The sequence below is a fragment of the Gordonibacter sp. RACS_AR49 genome, assembly GCF_030418435.1.
GTDB lineage: Bacteria > Actinomycetota > Coriobacteriia > Coriobacteriales > Eggerthellaceae > Gordonibacter > Gordonibacter urolithinfaciens.
This window is the reverse complement of sequence record NZ_JAIUDM010000003.1, coordinates 106,097-122,487: the sequence shown is the minus strand read 5'-3', so window position 1 is coordinate 122,487 and position 16,391 is coordinate 106,097. Positions and strand designations below refer to the sequence as shown.

Annotated in this window: 15 protein-coding genes; 11 read left to right on the top strand and 4 right to left on the bottom strand. The window is 63.1% G+C overall.

The window, feature by feature from the left end; all coding sequences use genetic code 11:
* Position 1: 1 nt before the first annotated feature.
* Positions 2 to 958 carry an ABC transporter permease gene (locus tag LB310_RS08085; RefSeq protein ID WP_087191865.1) on the bottom strand — a complete coding sequence of 319 codons (957 nt, stop codon included), beginning with the start codon at positions 956 to 958 and terminating at the stop codon, positions 2 to 4.
* Positions 959 to 1,239: 281 nt separating this feature from the next.
* Positions 1,240 to 2,850: an ABC transporter substrate-binding protein gene (locus tag LB310_RS08080; RefSeq protein WP_096226951.1), complete on the bottom strand. Its 1,611-nt coding sequence runs from the start codon at positions 2,848 to 2,850 to the stop codon at positions 1,240 to 1,242.
* A 210-nt stretch (positions 2,851 to 3,060) separates the two neighbouring features.
* On the opposite strand from LB310_RS08080, the gene LB310_RS08075 reads away from it, so the two are divergent.
* The 4 genes from LB310_RS08075 to LB310_RS08060 all read left to right on the top strand — a co-directional run bounded on the left by LB310_RS08075 (position 3,061) and on the right by LB310_RS08060 (position 8,429).
* Positions 3,061 to 3,654: a very short patch repair endonuclease gene (locus LB310_RS08075; RefSeq protein WP_096226950.1), complete on the top strand. Its 594-nt coding sequence runs from the start codon at positions 3,061 to 3,063 to the stop codon at positions 3,652 to 3,654.
* Between the two features lie 300 nt (positions 3,655 to 3,954).
* Entirely contained in the window at positions 3,955 to 7,497 is a 3,543-nt protein-coding gene (nifJ, locus tag LB310_RS08070; RefSeq protein WP_301154884.1) for a pyruvate:ferredoxin (flavodoxin) oxidoreductase, read from the top strand.
* Between the two features lie 166 nt (positions 7,498 to 7,663).
* Positions 7,664 to 7,963: a type II toxin-antitoxin system RelB/DinJ family antitoxin gene (locus tag LB310_RS08065; protein WP_301154883.1), complete on the top strand. Its 300-nt coding sequence runs from the start codon at positions 7,664 to 7,666 to the stop codon at positions 7,961 to 7,963.
* A 1-nt stretch (position 7,964) separates the two neighbouring features.
* Positions 7,965 to 8,429, top strand: coding sequence for a PIN domain-containing protein (locus LB310_RS08060; protein ID WP_301154882.1), 465 nt, complete (start codon positions 7,965 to 7,967; stop codon positions 8,427 to 8,429).
* Positions 8,430 to 8,543: 114 nt separating this feature from the next.
* Here the strand turns inward: LB310_RS08060 and LB310_RS08055 are convergent, their stop codons facing one another.
* Positions 8,544 to 9,029 (bottom strand): hypothetical protein, encoded by a 486-nt coding sequence (locus LB310_RS08055; RefSeq protein WP_301154881.1) that lies wholly within the window; start codon positions 9,027 to 9,029, stop codon positions 8,544 to 8,546.
* Positions 9,030 to 9,363: 334 nt separating this feature from the next.
* Between LB310_RS08055 and LB310_RS08050 the strand changes: the two genes are divergently transcribed.
* The 7 genes from LB310_RS08050 (at position 9,364) to LB310_RS15325 (ending at position 14,824) form a co-directional block, all read left to right on the top strand.
* Positions 9,364 to 9,822, top strand: a complete 459-nt coding sequence (locus LB310_RS08050; protein WP_301154880.1) for a response regulator transcription factor — start codon at positions 9,364 to 9,366, stop codon at positions 9,820 to 9,822.
* 104 nt (positions 9,823 to 9,926) lie between these two features.
* Positions 9,927 to 12,197, top strand: a complete 2,271-nt coding sequence (locus LB310_RS08045; RefSeq protein ID WP_301154879.1) for a molybdopterin-dependent oxidoreductase — start codon at positions 9,927 to 9,929, stop codon at positions 12,195 to 12,197.
* 59 nt (positions 12,198 to 12,256) lie between these two features.
* The gene (locus LB310_RS15330; protein WP_367316809.1) at positions 12,257 to 12,478 is read left to right on the top strand and encodes an ATP-binding protein; all 222 of its coding nucleotides are present in this window, start codon (positions 12,257 to 12,259) and stop codon (positions 12,476 to 12,478) included.
* A gap of 31 nt (positions 12,479 to 12,509) precedes the next feature.
* On the top strand, positions 12,510 to 13,646 hold the full coding sequence (locus tag LB310_RS08040) for an AAA family ATPase (protein WP_301154878.1): 1,137 nt from the start codon (positions 12,510 to 12,512) through the stop codon (positions 13,644 to 13,646).
* Positions 13,647 to 13,675: 29 nt separating this feature from the next.
* Complete coding sequence (locus LB310_RS08035) at positions 13,676 to 14,047, top strand: hypothetical protein (protein ID WP_301154877.1); 372 nt, start codon at positions 13,676 to 13,678, stop codon at positions 14,045 to 14,047.
* A gap of 64 nt (positions 14,048 to 14,111) precedes the next feature.
* Positions 14,112 to 14,525 (top strand): hypothetical protein, encoded by a 414-nt coding sequence (locus tag LB310_RS08030; protein WP_301154876.1) that lies wholly within the window; start codon positions 14,112 to 14,114, stop codon positions 14,523 to 14,525.
* A gap of 11 nt (positions 14,526 to 14,536) precedes the next feature.
* A complete protein-coding gene (locus tag LB310_RS15325; RefSeq protein ID WP_367316808.1) occupies positions 14,537 to 14,824 on the top strand; it encodes a zinc-ribbon domain-containing protein in 288 nt (95 codons plus the stop codon).
* A gap of 207 nt (positions 14,825 to 15,031) precedes the next feature.
* Here the strand turns inward: LB310_RS15325 and LB310_RS08025 are convergent, their stop codons facing one another.
* The gene (locus LB310_RS08025; protein ID WP_301154875.1) at positions 15,032 to 16,318 is read right to left on the bottom strand and encodes an aminotransferase; all 1,287 of its coding nucleotides are present in this window, start codon (positions 16,316 to 16,318) and stop codon (positions 15,032 to 15,034) included.
* Positions 16,319 to 16,391 lie beyond the last annotated feature (73 nt).

The window sequence follows — 16,391 nt, the reverse complement described above, 5'->3', positions numbered from 1 at the left end:
GTCACACCGTCCTGATGCGCGGATCGATCAGGATATAGAGCATATCCACGATGATGTTGATGATGATGAACGTGATGGCCACCACCAGCACGACGCCCTGGACGAGCATCGTGTAGCTGGACTGGATGCCCGAGAGGATGGCCATGCCCATGCCGGGCAGGTTGAAGATGACCTCGATGACCACGGCGCCGCCGATGAGGTAGCCGATGCGCAGGCCCAGCACCGTCACCGGGGTGATGAGCGCGTTACGCAGCACGTTGCGGGCCACCACGACGCTCTTCGGGATGCCGGCGCCGAGCGCGGTGCGCACGTAGTCGCGGTCGAGCTCCTCCACCATTGACGTGCGAATGACACGCGTGAGCTGGCCCGATACCGGCACGCCCAGCGCGATGGCCGGCAGCGCCATGCGCGCGAGCCATCCGCCGGGATCGGAGAACAAGGAGGGCAGGGGGCCCGAGGCGGGCAGCACGTGCAGCATGGACGAGAACAGCAGGATCATGAGCACCGCCAGCCAGAACGACGGGGTGGCGATGCACGCGATGGAGAACACGCGGATGATCTGGTCGGGCCATCGGTCACGGTACAGCGCCGAGACCACGCCCAGGATCACCGCCACCACCACGCCGATGATGAGGCCGAAGAACGTCAGCTGGAGTGTGACTGGCAGCGCCTGGCCGATGCGCTCGGCCACGGAGGCGTTGTTCGCGCCGTAGGTACCCAGGTCGCCTTGGGCTAGGCCCACCATGTAGTTGCCGTACTGCACGAGGATCGGGTCGTTCAGCCCGTGGTCCTCGCGATACTGTTGGACTTGCGCCTCGGTCGCGTTCTCTCCCAGGACCGAATACGCTTGGTCGATAGGCGAGAGCGCCATGACGAAGAATACGAGGATGGTGACACCGAATATCATGATCGGCAGCGCTATGAGGCGCCGTCCGATCATACGCAGCAGGTTGCTCACCGCACCCTCCTTTCGCTCTTGGCTCTGATCGGTTACCGTTACTTGTTGGCAGCTGCCCTTCTCGCGCGCATGGTGACCATGACCCCTCGTGGAGCAGCTTTCCCTATTCTATATGAGTCTTTGGGGTTTCTCTGTGAAAATTAGGGAGCAAAGTGAGAAAGGGGACGCAGGTGGGGCCGACAATGTGCGGCCTGTTGCCGCGTGGGTCGCACACCCGAAAAAAGGGCCTGCACCAAATGGGCAGGCCCTAAGAAAAGCATCGTGCGCGAGCAGCAGTTCCCTTACGCCTTGGGGCTGGCGCCCAGGAACACGAGGCCCGTCGTGGCGATGGGCTTGAAGCCGGAGATCATGCTCTCCTGGTAGCCCGTGGCGATCTGACGGTGGAACAGCGGATACAGCGGCACCTGCTCGGCCAGGAGGTCGAAGCACTGGTTCCACAGGTCCTGCTGCTTGGAGGAATCCGCCTCGCGCGCCTGCTGCATGAGCTCCTGCAGCTCGGCCCACTTGCCGTCGGCGGCCTTGCTCCAGCACGTGCGGCCCTGCGTCCAGATGTTGTCGCCGTACCACCAGCTCATGAGCAGGTCGGGGTCGTTGCCGAAGCAGGTCGGGTCGCCCGGGGTGAGCATGACGTCGTAGGCGAGCGTCGTGTCGGAGGCGGCGTACTCGCTCCAGTTGATCTTCTGCTCGTCGATGGTGCACTCGACGCCGGCGGCCTTGAGGTCTTCCTTGATCTGCGGGGCGAGGTCCTTCACCCAGTTGTTGTTCACGACGAGCGTGAAGGCCAGGTTCTCAACGCCGGCCTCGGCGAGCAGGCTCTTGGCCTTCTCCACGTCGTGCGTGTAGACCGTGGCGGCCTTGTGGTAGTTGGCATGCTCTTCCGGCAGGAAGCCCGTGACCGGGGCGGCATGGCCGTTGAGCTGGTTGGAGATGAGCTTCTCCACGTCCACGGCGTAGTAGAGCGCCTGGCGCACGCGGTAGTCGTCGAACGGGGCCTTCAGCGTGTTGAACATGAAGAACGCCTGGTTGAAGCCCTGGGCGTACTCGACGGTGGCGCCGGCGCCCGAGAGCTGGTCGGCGTTGGCGTCGGGCACGTTCTCCATGACCTGCACCGTGGCCTCCTGCAGCGCCGTCGTGCGGGCGGTGCCGTCCAGCAGGATGTTCCACTCCATGGCGTCGGCCGTGGGCTTGTACTGGCCCTCGTAGTTCGGGTTGGGGACGAACTTGATGGTGCCGCCGTCGTCGCCGTTCACGCTCTCGTACATCCACGGGCCGGAGCCGATGGGCATGGTCTTGAGCTGGTCCTCGGTGAGGGAGGCGGGGAACACCTTCGCCACGGTCAGACGGTCCTTCAACAGCGCGAAGGGGTACTTCAGCTTGATGGTGACCGTCTTGTCGTCCTTCTCGGCGACCGAGTCGATGAACGACAGGAACGCGCCGCAGGTGGCGTCGGCCATGTTGACCTCGAGCGCGTTCACCACGTCGGCCACGGTCACGTCCGTGCCGTCGGAGAACTTGGCGCCGTCGCGCAGGGCCACTTCGTACTCGGTGTCGGAGACCTTCGTGGGGTCGCCGGCGGCGAGCGCGTTGTAGGTCTTGTACGTGTGCAGGTCGAGGTCGTACAGGCCCTCGAACACGTGCCACGTGGCGGCCAGCATGAGCGCGGAGCCGCCGTTCAGGCCCACGGGGTTCACGTTCGTGGACGTGTAGGCGCACGCGCCCGTCAGGGTGCCGCCCTCGGCAGGGGCGTCGGTGCCGGCGTCCTGCTTGGGCTCTTCCTTGGGGGCCTCGCCGCCGCCGCAACCGGCGAGCGCGAGTCCGGCGGCCGTCGCGGCGACGGCGCCTCCCGCCAGGAACGTGCGGCGGGTCAAAGGTGCTTTCAAAGGCTGTTCCATAGGTTTCCCTCCATTCGGTGACGGGGCCTTCCTAGCCCCGAGCATACGCACGTGCTTGCGCACGCGCACAACAGCTTTGCCTATTATGGTGTAAAACGCCGAGAAAATAAAGAACTTGTAAACTCAATATTGGGATTATCATTCTAAGAAGAAAATATATGAACTGGGAAAACACGTGCTATCATGCGGCGCATGAGCGTAAGTAAACAGATGGGTAACGGGGTGGGGAACCGGGGCGAGCGAGCAGGTTCCGCGGGCTGCGAGGCGGCCGGGCCGGGCGTTGGGCCCTTCCGGGCGCGCGTGGAGCTGCTCGCCGGCCGCGCGCTGCCCGCCCCGGTGCGCGTGGCGGCCCCGCCCGCCACGAACGAGAACGTGCGCAAGTCCATGCGGGGCAACAAGCGCGCCGACACGAGGCCCGAGCTCGTCGTGCGGGCCCGCCTGCGCGCGGCGGGGCTTTCGGGCTACCGCCTGCAGTGGAAGGTGCCGGGGCATCCCGACGTGGCCTGGCCGGGCAAGAAGGTGGCCCTGTTCGTCAACGGGTGCTTCTGGCACCGTTGCCCGCACTGCAACCTCTCGCTGCCCAAGAGCAACGTGGAGTACTGGGTAGTGAAGTTCGCGCGCAACGTGGAGCGCGACGAGCAGAGCCGCACCGCCCTGGAGGCCCTGGGCTGGAAGGTGCACGTGGTCTGGGAATGCCAGCTGAAGAAGAAAACCATCGACGCCACGATGGCCAAGCTCCTGCCCGCGCTCGCCGAGGAGCTAGGGAAGGAGCTGGCTGCCGGCTCGGATGGTCGCCCTGGTTGATCTCGGTTGCCCATGGGAAACGTGCGGAGGCCGGCGCGAGATCCGCACGAGCCGGACGGCCCGCCGTGCCGTTCATGCGAGCCCAGGGTTGCCCAAGCGCCGTCCCCTGCACACCGTCCCCCGCGTCTCTCCACGTCCTCGCCATAATTTCCACCGCTTGCCGATGCGGGCGACCGTGCCGTGCCAGCCACTGCACCTGCGGCGCTCGATGGCGAACCCCTACTGGTATCATAGGCGAGGTGTGTTCTCCAGGCGCGAGGTTCGGCCCTGGTCGAAATCCCCTTAAGAGGAGAGGAAAGCATGACGAGAGAATTCAAATCCATGGACGGCAACAACGCCGCGGCGTACGTGTCCTACGCGTTCACCGAGGTGGCGGGCATCTATCCCATCACCCCGTCGAGCCCGATGGCCGACCTCGTTGACCAGTGGTCCGCCGCCGGCCAGAAGAACATCTTCGGCACGAAGGTGAAGGTGTGCGAGATGCAGTCCGAGGGCGGCGCCGCGGGCGCGGTCCATGGGTCGCTGGCCGCCGGCGCGCTCACCACCACCTACACGGCCTCGCAGGGCTTGCTCCTCATGATCCCCAACATGTACAAGATGGCCGCCGAGCAGCTGCCGTGCGTGTTCCATGTGAGCGCCCGTACCGTGGCCACTCAGGCGCTCTCCATCTTCGGCGACCACTCCGACGTCATGGCCTGCCGCCAGACGGGCTTCGCCATGCTGGCCGAGACGAACGTGCAGGAGGTCATGGACCTGTCCGCCGTGGCGCACCTCGCCGCCATCAAGGGGCGCGTGCCGTTCATCAACTTCTTCGACGGCTTCCGCACCTCCCACGAGGTGCAGAAGATCTCCGTGTGGAACTACGACGACCTGGCCGAGATGTGCGACATGGACGCGGTGCGCGCCTTCCGCGAGCATGCGCTCAACCCCGAGCACCCCGCCATGCGCGGCAGCCATGAGAACGGCGACGTGTTCTTCCAGCACCGCGAGGCATGCAACGGCATCTACGATGCGCTGCCCGCCGTGGTCGAGGACTACATGCACCAGGTGAACGCCAAGCTGGGCACGAACTACGAGCTGTTCAACTACTACGGCGCCCCGGACGCCGACCGCGTGATCGTGGCCATGGGCTCGTTCTGCGACGTGGTCGAGGAGGTCGTCGACTACCTGAACGCGCACGGCGAGAAGGTGGGCCTGGTGAAGGTGCGCTTGTACCGCCCGTTCGTGAGCGAGAAGTTCGTGGCGGCGCTGCCGGCCACGTGCAAGAAGATCGCCGTCATGGATCGCACGAAGGAGCCGGGCGCGCTCGGCGAGCCGCTGTACATGGACGTGGTGAACGCGCTGGCGCACGAGGGCCGAGGCGACCTCACGGTGGTAGGCGGCCGCTACGGCCTGGCCTCGAAGGACACCCCGCCCTCTTCGGTGTTCGCCGTGTACAAGGAGCTGGAGAAGGACGCCCCGGCGCGCGAGTTCACCGTGGGCATCGTGGACGACGTGACTAACCTGTCGCTTCCCGAGGACCCGGCGAGCCCCAACACGGCGGCCGCGGGCACGGTGGAGTGCAAGTTCTGGGGCCTCGGCGGCGACGGCACCGTGGGCGCGAACAAGAACTCCATCAAGATCATCGGCGACCACACCGACAAGTACGTGCAGGCCTACTTCCAGTACGACTCGAAGAAGACCGGCGGCGTGACCATCAGCCACCTGCGCTTCGGCGACTCTCCCATCCGCAGCACCTATTATGTGAACAAGGCCGACTTCGTGGCCTGCCACAACCCGTCCTACGTCACCAAGGGCTTCCGCATGGTGAACGACGTGAAGCCGGGCGGCACGTTCATGATCAACTGCCAGTGGACGCCGGAAGAGCTCGAGCACCATCTGAACGCCGAGGCCAAGCGCTACATCGCCAACAACGGCATCAAGCTCTACACCATCAACGCCATCGACCTTGCCCGCGAGATCGGCATGGGCAAGCGCACGAACACCATCCTGCAATCGGCGTTCTTCACGCTGGCGAACGTCATCCCGCAGGACGAGGCCATCCGGTACATGAAGGATGCGGCCACGAAGTCCTATATGAAGAAGGGCCAGGACGTCGTCGATATGAACCACCGCGCCATCGATGCGGGTGCCACCGCGTTCGTGCAGGTGGAGGTTCCGGCTAGCTGGGCCGAGGCTGTCGACGAGGGCGAGGCCCCCGCGCTCGAGGGCCGCGCCGAAGTGGTGAAGATGGTCCGCGAGATCATGGAGCCGGTGGGCCGCATGGACGGCGACCGCCTGCCCGTGTCCGCGTTCGTTCCGCACGTGGACGGCCAGTTCGAGCAGGGCGCTGCGGCGTACGAGAAGCGCGGCGTGGCCGTGAGCGTTCCCGCTTGGGATGCCGCCACCTGCATCCAGTGCAACCAGTGTGCGTTCGTCTGCCCGCATGCCACCATCCGCCCGTTCGCCCTCACCGAGGAGGAAGCTGCGGCGGCGCCGGCGGCGACCACCCTCGTGCCGGCGAAGGGCAAAGCCGCTGCCGGCCTGCAGTACACGCTGGCCGTGTCGCCGCTTGACTGCATGGGCTGCGGCGTGTGCGTGAACGTGTGCCCGTCCGACTCGCTGTCCATGGTGCCGCAGGAAGACGAGCTCGCCCAGCAGGACGTGTTCGACTACTGTGTGGCCAACGTGTCCGACAAGCCCGAGCTGGAGGACGCCAGCGTCAAGGGCAGCCAGTTCAAGCAGCCGCTGCTCGAGTTCTCCGGCGCCTGCGCCGGCTGCGCCGAGACGGCGTACGCCAAGCTCGTCACCCAGCTGTTCGGCGAGCGCATGTACATCACGAACGCCACCGGCTGCTCGTCCATCTGGGGCGGCCCGGCTGCCACGTCTCCTTACGCGGTGAACAAGGATGGGCGCGGCCCGGCTTGGTCGAACTCGCTGTTCGAGGACAACGCCGAGCACGGCCTCGGCATGTTGCTCGGGCACGAGGCGGTACGCAACCGCCTGATGGGCAAGCTGGAGGAAATGGCAGCCAGCGACAAGACGCCTGATGCGACCAAGGAGCTCATCGCGGCGTATAAGGACACCGCCTCCGACGGCGCCGCCAACGCAAAGGCCGCCAAGGCCCTGATCCCGGCCCTTGAGGCCGCGGCTGCCGACGGCTGCCCCGTGGCGCCCGCCATCCTCGAGGAGAAGGACTACCTGGCCAAGAAGTCCGTCTGGATCTTCGGCGGCGACGGTTGGGCCTACGACATCGGCTACGGCGGCCTCGACCACGTGCTGGCTTCCGGCGAGGACGTGAACGTGTTCGTGTTCGACACCGAGGTGTACTCCAACACGGGCGGCCAGGCCTCCAAGGCCTCCAACATCGGCCAGGTGGCGCAGTTCGCCGCGGCCGGCAAGGACATCAAGAAGAAGAGCCTCACCGAGATCGCGATGAGCTACGGCTACGTGTACGTGGCGCAGGTTGCCATGGGCGCCAAGCCGGCCCAGACCATCAAGGCCGTCGCCGAGGCCGAGGCGTATCCCGGACCGTCGCTCATCATCGGCTACTCGCCGTGCGAGATGCACTCCATCAAGGGCGGCATGGCGAACTGCCAGGACGAGATGAAGAAGGCCGTGGACTGCGGCTATTGGAACCTGTTCCGCTTCAACCCGGCCGCGCCCGAGGGCAAGAAGTTCACGCTCGACTCCAAGGAGCCGGCGGGCGGCTACCAGGACTTCCTCATGAACGAGGCCCGCTACAGCCGCCTGACCCGCGAGTTCCCCGAGCGCGCCACCGAGCTCTTCGAGCGCAACGAGCAGGCCGCCCTGGACCGCTACGAGCACCTGCTGAAGCTGAAGGACCTCTACGCCCAGGCGTAAGGAGCTGAAAGAACGATAGTGTTACGAGAACGGGGACCTGCGGGTTCCCGTTCTTTTTCGTGCCTGCAAAGACAGAAATGGCTCGGCTCCAATTCTGTCGTCTCCCTTACTCTCTTGATGTTGTACGTATATATGTTGTACAATACTGGAAATGAAGGGAGGATCGATGGACGATTCGATGGTGACGGCTCGGATGGCTGCCGAGAAGAAACGGCGGGGCGCGAGCATTCTCTCGGAGGAAGGGTTGAGCGCCTCCCAGGCCATAAACCTCATGTATGACAAGCTGATCGAAGAAGGGGGAGCGGCGTTTCTTTGCGATGGTGAAGCGCGGCGCGACGATGGGGAGAGGTGGGCCGCTGCAGCGTGTTTCGTCGACTCCTTATCGTCGAAGTGCAGCTCGCGATTTGACGACATGAGCAAGGCCGAGGTACGCCAAGAGCGACTTCGTTCGAGGGGTCTGATGTGAGATGGCTCGGTTGAAGCTGCTACTGGACACCAATATCGTCATTGACTTCCTGCATGAGCGAGAGCCGCACTATCGCGACGCTCGCTTGCTCATGATGGCGGGACGCGTGGGAGAATTCGACCTGTGGATCACGTCTTCCCAGGTGACCGATCTCATCTATATCCTCTCCGAAGGCGGAAACCGCTCCTTGCTGCCGCGCGTGCTCGATCAGCTGCGCGGTTTGCGGACATTCGTGAACGTGCATGCCGTAAGCGACCGAGAGGTCGACCGCATGCTGGCAGCTTCGTGGAAGGATCCGGAGGACTCGCTGATTTTCGAGTCGGCTTTGGAAATGAGGGCTGACGCTATCATCACGCGTAACCAGAAAGACTTCGAGTCATCGGTGATCAAAGTTGTTGACTGCAATGAGTTCTTCGCCTGGATGCGCGACGAATTCGGCTTTGATTACGACGAAGTGGCCATCTAGCTGACGCCGTCTCGATGTTGGCAGAACCCCGCTTATCACGGGGCGACGGGCGGGGTTCTGCCTTCTAACCGGCGAGGCGCTAGGCGGGGTGTTGCGCGGGGCTTGCGCGTGCGGCTAACGACCTTCCGCCTTGGGAGCCGGCTCGGGCGCACCGAACGAAAGCTCGGTGCGCGTGATCTTGCACGAGAGTAACATGCACAGGGGTTCCACCTGTATAGCGACGACATAGCAGATGATCCACAGCAAAGGAGCAGGAGAGAGCCAGCGATTCACGAACGACGCATCGATACCGGAAACCATGGCGTTGAGGCAGAACGACAGGATAAGGTACATGATGGTGCACAGGAGGACGTCCTTGAGCAAAAACCAACTAAGCGACCCCTCTTTAGCTCCGCACGATACGGCGAATTTCATAGAGAGCGGAATAACGGGAAGCGCTGCCATGACGACCGTTCCGATGACAGTCCCTGCAAGCGTTCCCATCAAGAGCCCCATCGGCTCGACCGATGCTCCTGCGACGATCGGCGAGAATAGGCTCATGGTAAAGGCAAGAAACACCGACATGAGAAAACCCATGGCTACGCGAAATGCTAATGGCATGGCATACCTCTTTTCGACGAGGGCGAAAAGGCTGGCAGGTGGGCAGTGGCGCGGTGGTGCTGGTTATGCTGGGCGCATCACCTCCTTGCGAACGTATCGGGTAAAGGGCATGTTCGGCATCATGCAGTGAATAAACGATACCGCCCTGCGGTACTCGTTGGCTACCTGTCAAATTTGCTAGTAGATGCGAGCACCTATCCATTTAGATAGGTTGCGTTGCGAGGGCCCGGGTTTTTATACTGGTAGGGAGGCTCGGCAGGCCTTCAAGGGGAGTAGTTCCGAATCTGATCGGAATGTGTCGTGGCGTGTGTGGGGCAAGCACGAGGAGCTTGATATGCTATCGATACTGGTATACAGCAGCAGCGGCGATTTCATCCATAGATGCGACATCAACGACATGCAAGAGTTGTTCAAGGTTTTTCGCACCGAATTGCAACCGCGGTATTCCGACGAGTCGTTCGAGGTGTCCATCAGCGGGGAGATCCTTCTCGTGGAGCCAGTTAAAGGGCCGCCAAGCGTGGCTCCGCTCCTAACCGAGCGGCAGCGACAGATTCTCCAGCTTATGGCGCGCTCGTTTGCACCGAAGCAGATCGCAAGCGAACTCGCTATCTCGGAGGCGACCGTGAGAATGCATATCAACGCTTTGAAAAAGCGCTTCAACGCGGAAAGCCGCGATCAGCTCATGGCTATCGTCGGAGCTTTGGAACTGTGCAACCCGTTCGATCCTGGGAGCGGTACGCAAGTCGAGCAGCCTGGCGATGGTGCTGCTCGAGCCTCCACCGACGCGGAGTGAAGCGATATTCGCAACGCGAAAGCAGGCGCTCGGCACTACCACCTCGGCATCATGCGTTTTCCGGCAAGCTGGACATGAATATCATGGACGGAAGGGAAGACGTCATGTCAAACGTAGAACTGAAAAAATCACTGTGCTTCGGTTGCCACTCGAATTGCGGGGTGCTCGTTACCGTTGAAGATGGCAAAGCAACGAAGATCGAAGGCGATCCGCAGTGTCCCATCAACCAGGGAAAGGTGTGCGAGCGCGTGGGGTTCCAGCTCGAGTGGCTCGACCACCCGAAGCGCTTGAACTACCCGCTCAAGCGGATCGGCGCGCGCGGATCGGGCAAGTGGCAGCAGATCACTTGGGATCAGGCGTGCAAGGAGATAGGCGCCGAGCTGCGCAGGCTCGCCGACGAGTACGGTCCTGAAACGGTCGTGTTCTCGCATGGCACCGGCCGCTCCGACGAATGGTACATCTCGCGCTTCTTCAACCAGTATGGCAGCCCCAACGTTGCCATGGGAGGTGCCGAGATGTGCTGGTGTCCCACCTATTCAATCGAAAGCGCGACGTTCGGCCAGTTCGGAGCCACCTCTACGGCGCCGAATACCCAATGCGTCGTGTTCTGGGGCCGCAATCCCGCCCAGTGCGGCGACTTTCCCGAGCATTGGGGCTACAGCCAGCTGTTCGCCAACAATCCTGATGCGAAGATCATCGTGGTCGACCCGCGCTGCACCGAGTACGCGGCGCGTGCCGACATCTGGCTGCGCCTGCGCCCCGGCACCGACGGCGCGCTCGCGCTCGGCTGGATGAACGTCATCATCAACGAGGAACTCTACAACAAGGAGTTCGTGGAGAAGTGGACGTACGGTTTCGACCAGCTTAAAGAAGCCGTGCAGGCCTATACGCCCGAGAAGGTCGCCGAGATCACGTGGGTTCCCGCCGAGAAGATCCGGGCGGCGGCGCGCATGTATGCGACCATCCGCCCGTGCTTCATGCCGTGGGGCCTTCCTACCGACACAATCGGCAGGAACATGACGCAGGCGAATCGTGCGAAAGCGCTGCTCAAGGCGCTCGTAGGCGTCAACGAGATGGGGCAGACCTATCTCGCACCGCCCAACGCCGTCCGCCCGCTCGCCTCGATGGAGATGCCCGATTTGCTCCCCGTCTCCCAGCGCGAGAAGCAGCTCGGTGCCGACCAGTTCCCCATGCACAGTTGGCCGAGCTACCAGATGATATCCGATGCGCAGAGCCGCGTGTTCAAGCATCCCTACTTCCTCAACCAAGATGCCACGTGCACGCAAAATTGGTCGGTGGTCAGCCAGGCCATCAGGACGGGCAAACCCTACCCGGTCAAGGGCATGATCTGCTTCGCGTCCAATCCCTTCTCCAACCTTTCGAATTCGAACGACCTGTACGAGTGCATCAAACTGCTCGACCTTATGGTGACTCACGAGTACACCATGACACCGGCTGCGATGCTCTCCGACTACGTGCTGCCCGCGGCGGGCTGGCTCGAGCGCGTACAGGCATGGGGAACCAACGGCGGCGGACCTGCCATCTCCGGTGTTGCCCTTACCGGCGAGGCTGCCATCGAGCCTTTGTACGAGCGCCGCGACAACTACGCGTTCTGGCGTTCCCTGGCCGAGGGCACGTTCAAGAAGGAGGAGTTCGAGAAATACTGGCCATGGAAGGATTCCGAGGAGGCGAACGACTTCATGGTGGAGCCGCTCGGCATCAAATCGGCCGATACCGTCGGCAAGCCGGTGTTCTGCCCCTCGCCCGACAAGTGGCACGAGCTCACCGACCCGCAGACCGGCGAGCTGTACGGATTCGGCACGCCCACGGGCAAGGTGGAGATATACTCGACCATCCTGGAGAAGCTCTTCTCCGAGGACGAGGCCATTCCCTATTATGAGGAGCCGTTCGAGTCCCCGGTGTCGACGCCCGAGCTTGCAGCCGAGTATCCGCTCATCCTCACGGCGGGGTCGCGCTTCATGCCGTACTACCATTCCGAGTACCGCCAGGTAAAGGGATGTCGCGAGCGTTATCCCGATCCGTACTTCCAGATCCATCCGGAAACGGCGGCGAACCTCGGTATCGGCGACGGCATGTGGTGCTGGATCGAGACGCTGCGCGGCAAGTGCCTCCAGCGCGCCAAGCTCGATTCGGGCATCATGCCCCAGGTTATATCGGCCCAGCACGGCTGGTGGTTCCCTGAGCTTCCCGAGGAGGACCCCTGGCTCGGCGGTTGGTTCATATCCAACATCAACATGTGCACCGACAACGCCGTGGAGAACTGCTGCAAGCTAAGCGGTGTGTACAACATGAAGCTTGCGCAGTGCAAGGTGTACAAGGCGGCCGAAGCTCCGTTCAACACGTTTACGAAATAGGCCAGACGAGAGACCCCCGCTCTGCCTGCGGGCGGGGGCCGCACAATGGGGATGGTGACATGTACTCGCCTTATATCGTCCATATCGGCTCGTCGTGCTGCGGTTGCGGAGCGTGTGCGCCGCGATGCGAGCGCGGCAACTTCGAGCGTACCGGCGATCGGGCCGAATTGAGGAAAGATTACGTGTGCGTAGGATGCATGGCGTGCGTGAAATGGTGCCCGACCCACGCGCTTGCCGTAGAGCCTGCGAAGCCGGTAAGCGCCTACCTGCGCGCACGATGACAGCCGCGGTATTTACCTTGAGGAGATAACCATGCTTAAGCATATTCACCTGGAAAACTTCAAAGCCCAGCAAGCTGCCGATCTCGATTTCTCGAAGATCAACGTACTCACCGGGTTCAACTCGACCGGCAAGACGACGGTCATCCAGTCGCTCGCCTTCATCAAGCAGAGCCTGCAGAAGAAGGAGCTGAGCTTCAACGACTACCTTCTGCGCCTCGGCGATTACCGGGAGGTGGTGTCCCGCCACGATACCGATCTTCCCATCAGGATATCCGTCACCCTGGACGAGGGCGGGGAAGAGCTGCGATACGGCCTCGAGGCGTCTATGGGCGGCGTGGTGGAGTCCTTCGCCGTCGATGGAGAGGAAGGATGGAAATGGGACAGCCGCACCGACGGTGCCGTCGAGGCCTCGGGGCGCTTGTTCTTCCCGATAGCGGCCGGAGGATACGGCGGCGGCGTGTTCATGTCGTCCGACCCAGTGAAAACCATGCAGGAACAGAAGCGTGCGATGGGATGGTTCGAGAACATGCTCTACCTGTCCTCTAACCGTGGCTTCACCAAGTACAATTATCCTCTGCTTGCGGGAAAACCTACGGTCGAGGACATCTCGAACCGCACCGGCGACTCTTCCGCGCTCGAAGAGTGGCTGTCCAACCTCATCATCTACCGCATCAACGAGGCGAAGCGCTATCCCGCTATGGAAGCGCAGCTCAACCGTATGACGGATCGGTTGTCATCGCTCGGTGTCGAGATCAGCCCGTACGTGATGAGCGGGCCGAGCGTGGTCATCGATCTAGCCGAAAGCGGTATGTGGGTGAGCGCGGTCAATTCGGGTTACGGTGTGAACCAGTCGGTCGCCTCGATCGTCCTGGGCTCGCTGTCCGAACCGGGTTCCCTCGTCATGATCGAGGAGCCGGAAACCCACCTGCATCCTCGGTTCCAGCGCACTATGGCCCAGATCCTTGCCGATTTCACGAAAGAGGGCAAGCAGGTGCTCATCACCTCGCACTCCGACCATGTGCTCCAAGAGCTGCGGAAGCTCGTTTTGGCGGGGAAGGTGCCCGAAGAGGACGTGAAGGTCTACCACTTCGCCAAGGAAGACCGCACCACCCGCGCTTCCGAGATCGACGTAACCGACGAAGCCGCTCTGCGCGAGCTGTTCTCGTAGATGCGCAAGCACATCGGAAGGTGGTCGGTATGGCAGTTCTCTACGAAGACTCGTTCGTGCTGTTACGCGAGGCATCGGCCCTGATGGATGAGGCGCTCTTGCACGCGACCGACCCTAACGCGGACGGAAAGGCACGTGCGGCGTTCTACAAGCTTTACCAGGCGGCGACTTCGGCGACCATGATAAGTCCGCCGGATGTACGCGCTGTCGCGGAGGGAAGCGAGGCGTATCGCCTCATCGTGGAATACCCGTACAAGCTCTACTATCGCGAGGGAAGGTACCCTGTAGCCGACCTTAAAGCGGTGTTCGACCGTTGGGTCGCCGAGGTCGGGCGGTATGTGGACGGCCTCGCGGCAAGCGCGAAACTCTCGGTGGCGAAGCCGTCGAGGGAAAAGCGATGAGCGGCGGGCACATGCGGCAGTCCGGGGATTCGGCCGGGAGATACAAGGAACGGTGGCGATAGCTATGGAAACAAAGCATACGACGCAAGGAACCCTGTTCTTCATCGACGGGTTCTGCACGAAAGAGGGGATCATCGGACTCGGCCAAGAAGACCACCTCAGCCTCATCTCGCGCGGGTTCGGCGACGAAGAAGTGGCGCTGACGGTTCGAAGTGCAGCACGATCGGGGCGGACGGCCTGCGACGAAGGGGTGAGGCTTTGGGCGAGCCTGCTCACCATGCGGGTCGACGGCGAGGAGAAATTCCAGATCAGGCTGTCCGCTTCGGCGGTAGAGCAGCTGAAAGAACGCGGGTTCCTCGATCTCGAGCCGGTGGCGCTGGATATAGAGAAGCTTCCCTATACCATCCCGTCCCAGCAGTTCGATCCCGAGGAGTTCGAGCCCAAGCTCGACGAGTCGCTGCTCAGTATAGGGAGGTAAATCGATAATCGATGCGAGCGAGGCGGCATCCATCAAGAAGGAAGGTAGATATGTGCTTTAGACCAGCGGCGGTAACGCTAGACAAGACGTGCCCGAAATGCGGCGAGACAAACGATCCTTCAGCGCAGGTTTGCTCTGCATGTGGAGCAAACCTGCCCATAACGCAAGCCTTTCCCGGTGCGCCCGGGGCGTCGGGGGCTCCGGGGGTTCCAGGTGCCTTCGGTACTGCAGGCAAACCCGGTGCCCCTGCGGCGCCGAATTCGCCCGCCCCTCCGAAGACGCCCGACGCATCTGACTAGATACGACGGGGCTGTACCAAAAGTTCTGCCGAGCCGCTTCTGACAGGCTGAACGTAGGGCAAGGGCTCTGCCCTTGCCAACGAGTGGGATCGCCCCGCAACTTGCGGGGCGATCCTGTGACGAGTTTGCATCTTGGGGCTTTTGACGCGGCCCCTTGGAGAATCGATGGGGAAGGGGTGCGACGCGGTGTCGTGCCCTCTGAGCGTCCTAGCCCAGCAGCTTCTCCGCGTAGGCCAGTTTCACGCAGCACACGAACACGTCCATGGCGGCGTCCAGCTCGGCGAGCGGGGGCAGGGTGGGGGCGATGCGGATGTTGCTGTCGCGCGGGTCCTGCTTGTAGGGGTAGGTGGCGCCGGCGCCGGTCATGGTCACGCCGGCCTCCTTCGCCAGGCCCACGATGCGTTTCGCCGTGCCCTCGGGGGCGTCGAACGACACGAAGTAGCCGCCGCGCGGGCTCGACCATGAGCAGCCGCCCACCTCGGCCAGGCCCTCCTCCAGCTTGCTCACCACGAGCTCGAACTTCGGGCGCAGGATGGCGGCGTGCTTGGCCATGTGGGCCGCCAGGCCGTCGGCGTCCTTCAGGAACCTCACGTGACGCAGCTGGTTGAGCTTGTCGTAGCCGATGGTGCCCACGCCCATGCGCTTCTTGATCTCGGCCACGTTGTCGGGGCTGGCCGCGATGGCGGAGATGCCCGAGCCGGGGTGCGTCACCTTCGACGTGGAGGCGAACTTGAAGTAGCGGTGAGGGTTGCCCGCCTCGCGGCACGCCGCGCCGATGTCGAGCAGCTGGTCCTGGTCGGCCGCGTCGTCGTAGAGATGGTGCACGCAGTAGGCGTTGTCCCAGAAGATGCGGAAGTCGTCGGCCGCGCACTCCATGGCGGCCAGGCGGCGCACCACGTCGTCGGAGTAGGTCACGCCGCCAGGGTTCGAGTACTTCGGCACGCACCAGATTCCCTTCACGGAGGCATCGCCGGCCACGAGGCGCTCCACCTCGTCCATGTCGGGGCCGTCGGCCGTCATGGCCACGGGGATCATCTCGATGCCGAACGCCTCGGTGATGCCGAAGTGGCGGTCGTAGCCCGGCACGGGGCAGAGCCACTTGATGCCGTCGTACTGGCTCCACGGCTTGGAACCGAGCGTGCCGAAGTCGAGGCAGCGGGCCACGGTCTCGTACATGAGCGAAAGGCTGGAGTTGCCGCCCACGACGATGTTCGCCGGGTCCTCCTCCACCATGCACGCCATGAAGCGCTTCGCCTCGGGCAGGCCGTCCAGCACGCCGTAGTTGCGGCAGTCCGTGCCGTCCTCCGCGCGGCAGTCCTCGGCCGTCGTCACCGTGGCCAGCATGGGCATGCTCAGGTCGAGCTGGTCGGCCCCGGGCTTGCCGCGTGCCATGTTGAGCGCGAGGCCGCGCGCCTTGATCTCGGCGTACTGCGCCTCCAACTCGGCCTTGAGGGCGTCGAGCTCGTCTCCGGGCAGGTCCGCGTACGTTGTCATCGTGTGCATCCTTTCGCTCTGTGCTGCCAATTCCACCAGCCAGTATACGACTTGGCATCCTACGCGTCGACCG

Bases quoted from the DNA above. Each gene is read 5' to 3' on its own strand.
- LB310_RS08080 (WP_096226951.1), bottom strand. From the start codon at position 2,850: ATGGAACAGCCTTTGAAAGCACCTTTGACCCGCCGCACGTTCCTGGCG.
- LB310_RS08075 (WP_096226950.1), top strand. From the start codon at position 3,061: ATGGGTAACGGGGTGGGGAACCGGGGCGAGCGAGCAGGTTCCGCGGGC.
- nifJ (WP_301154884.1), top strand. From the start codon at position 3,955: ATGACGAGAGAATTCAAATCCATGGACGGCAACAACGCCGCGGCGTAC.
- LB310_RS08065 (WP_301154883.1), top strand. From the start codon at position 7,664: ATGGACGATTCGATGGTGACGGCTCGGATGGCTGCCGAGAAGAAACGG.
- LB310_RS08060 (WP_301154882.1), top strand. From the start codon at position 7,965: ATGGCTCGGTTGAAGCTGCTACTGGACACCAATATCGTCATTGACTTC.
- LB310_RS08055 (WP_301154881.1), bottom strand. From the start codon at position 9,029: ATGCCATTAGCATTTCGCGTAGCCATGGGTTTTCTCATGTCGGTGTTT.
- LB310_RS08050 (WP_301154880.1), top strand. From the start codon at position 9,364: ATGCTATCGATACTGGTATACAGCAGCAGCGGCGATTTCATCCATAGA.
- LB310_RS08045 (WP_301154879.1), top strand. From the start codon at position 9,927: ATGTCAAACGTAGAACTGAAAAAATCACTGTGCTTCGGTTGCCACTCG.
- LB310_RS15330 (WP_367316809.1), top strand. From the start codon at position 12,257: ATGTACTCGCCTTATATCGTCCATATCGGCTCGTCGTGCTGCGGTTGC.
- LB310_RS08040 (WP_301154878.1), top strand. From the start codon at position 12,510: ATGCTTAAGCATATTCACCTGGAAAACTTCAAAGCCCAGCAAGCTGCC.
- LB310_RS08035 (WP_301154877.1), top strand. From the start codon at position 13,676: ATGGCAGTTCTCTACGAAGACTCGTTCGTGCTGTTACGCGAGGCATCG.
- LB310_RS08030 (WP_301154876.1), top strand. From the start codon at position 14,112: ATGGAAACAAAGCATACGACGCAAGGAACCCTGTTCTTCATCGACGGG.
- LB310_RS15325 (WP_367316808.1), top strand. From the start codon at position 14,537: ATGCGAGCGAGGCGGCATCCATCAAGAAGGAAGGTAGATATGTGCTTT.
- LB310_RS08025 (WP_301154875.1), bottom strand. From the start codon at position 16,318: ATGACAACGTACGCGGACCTGCCCGGAGACGAGCTCGACGCCCTCAAG.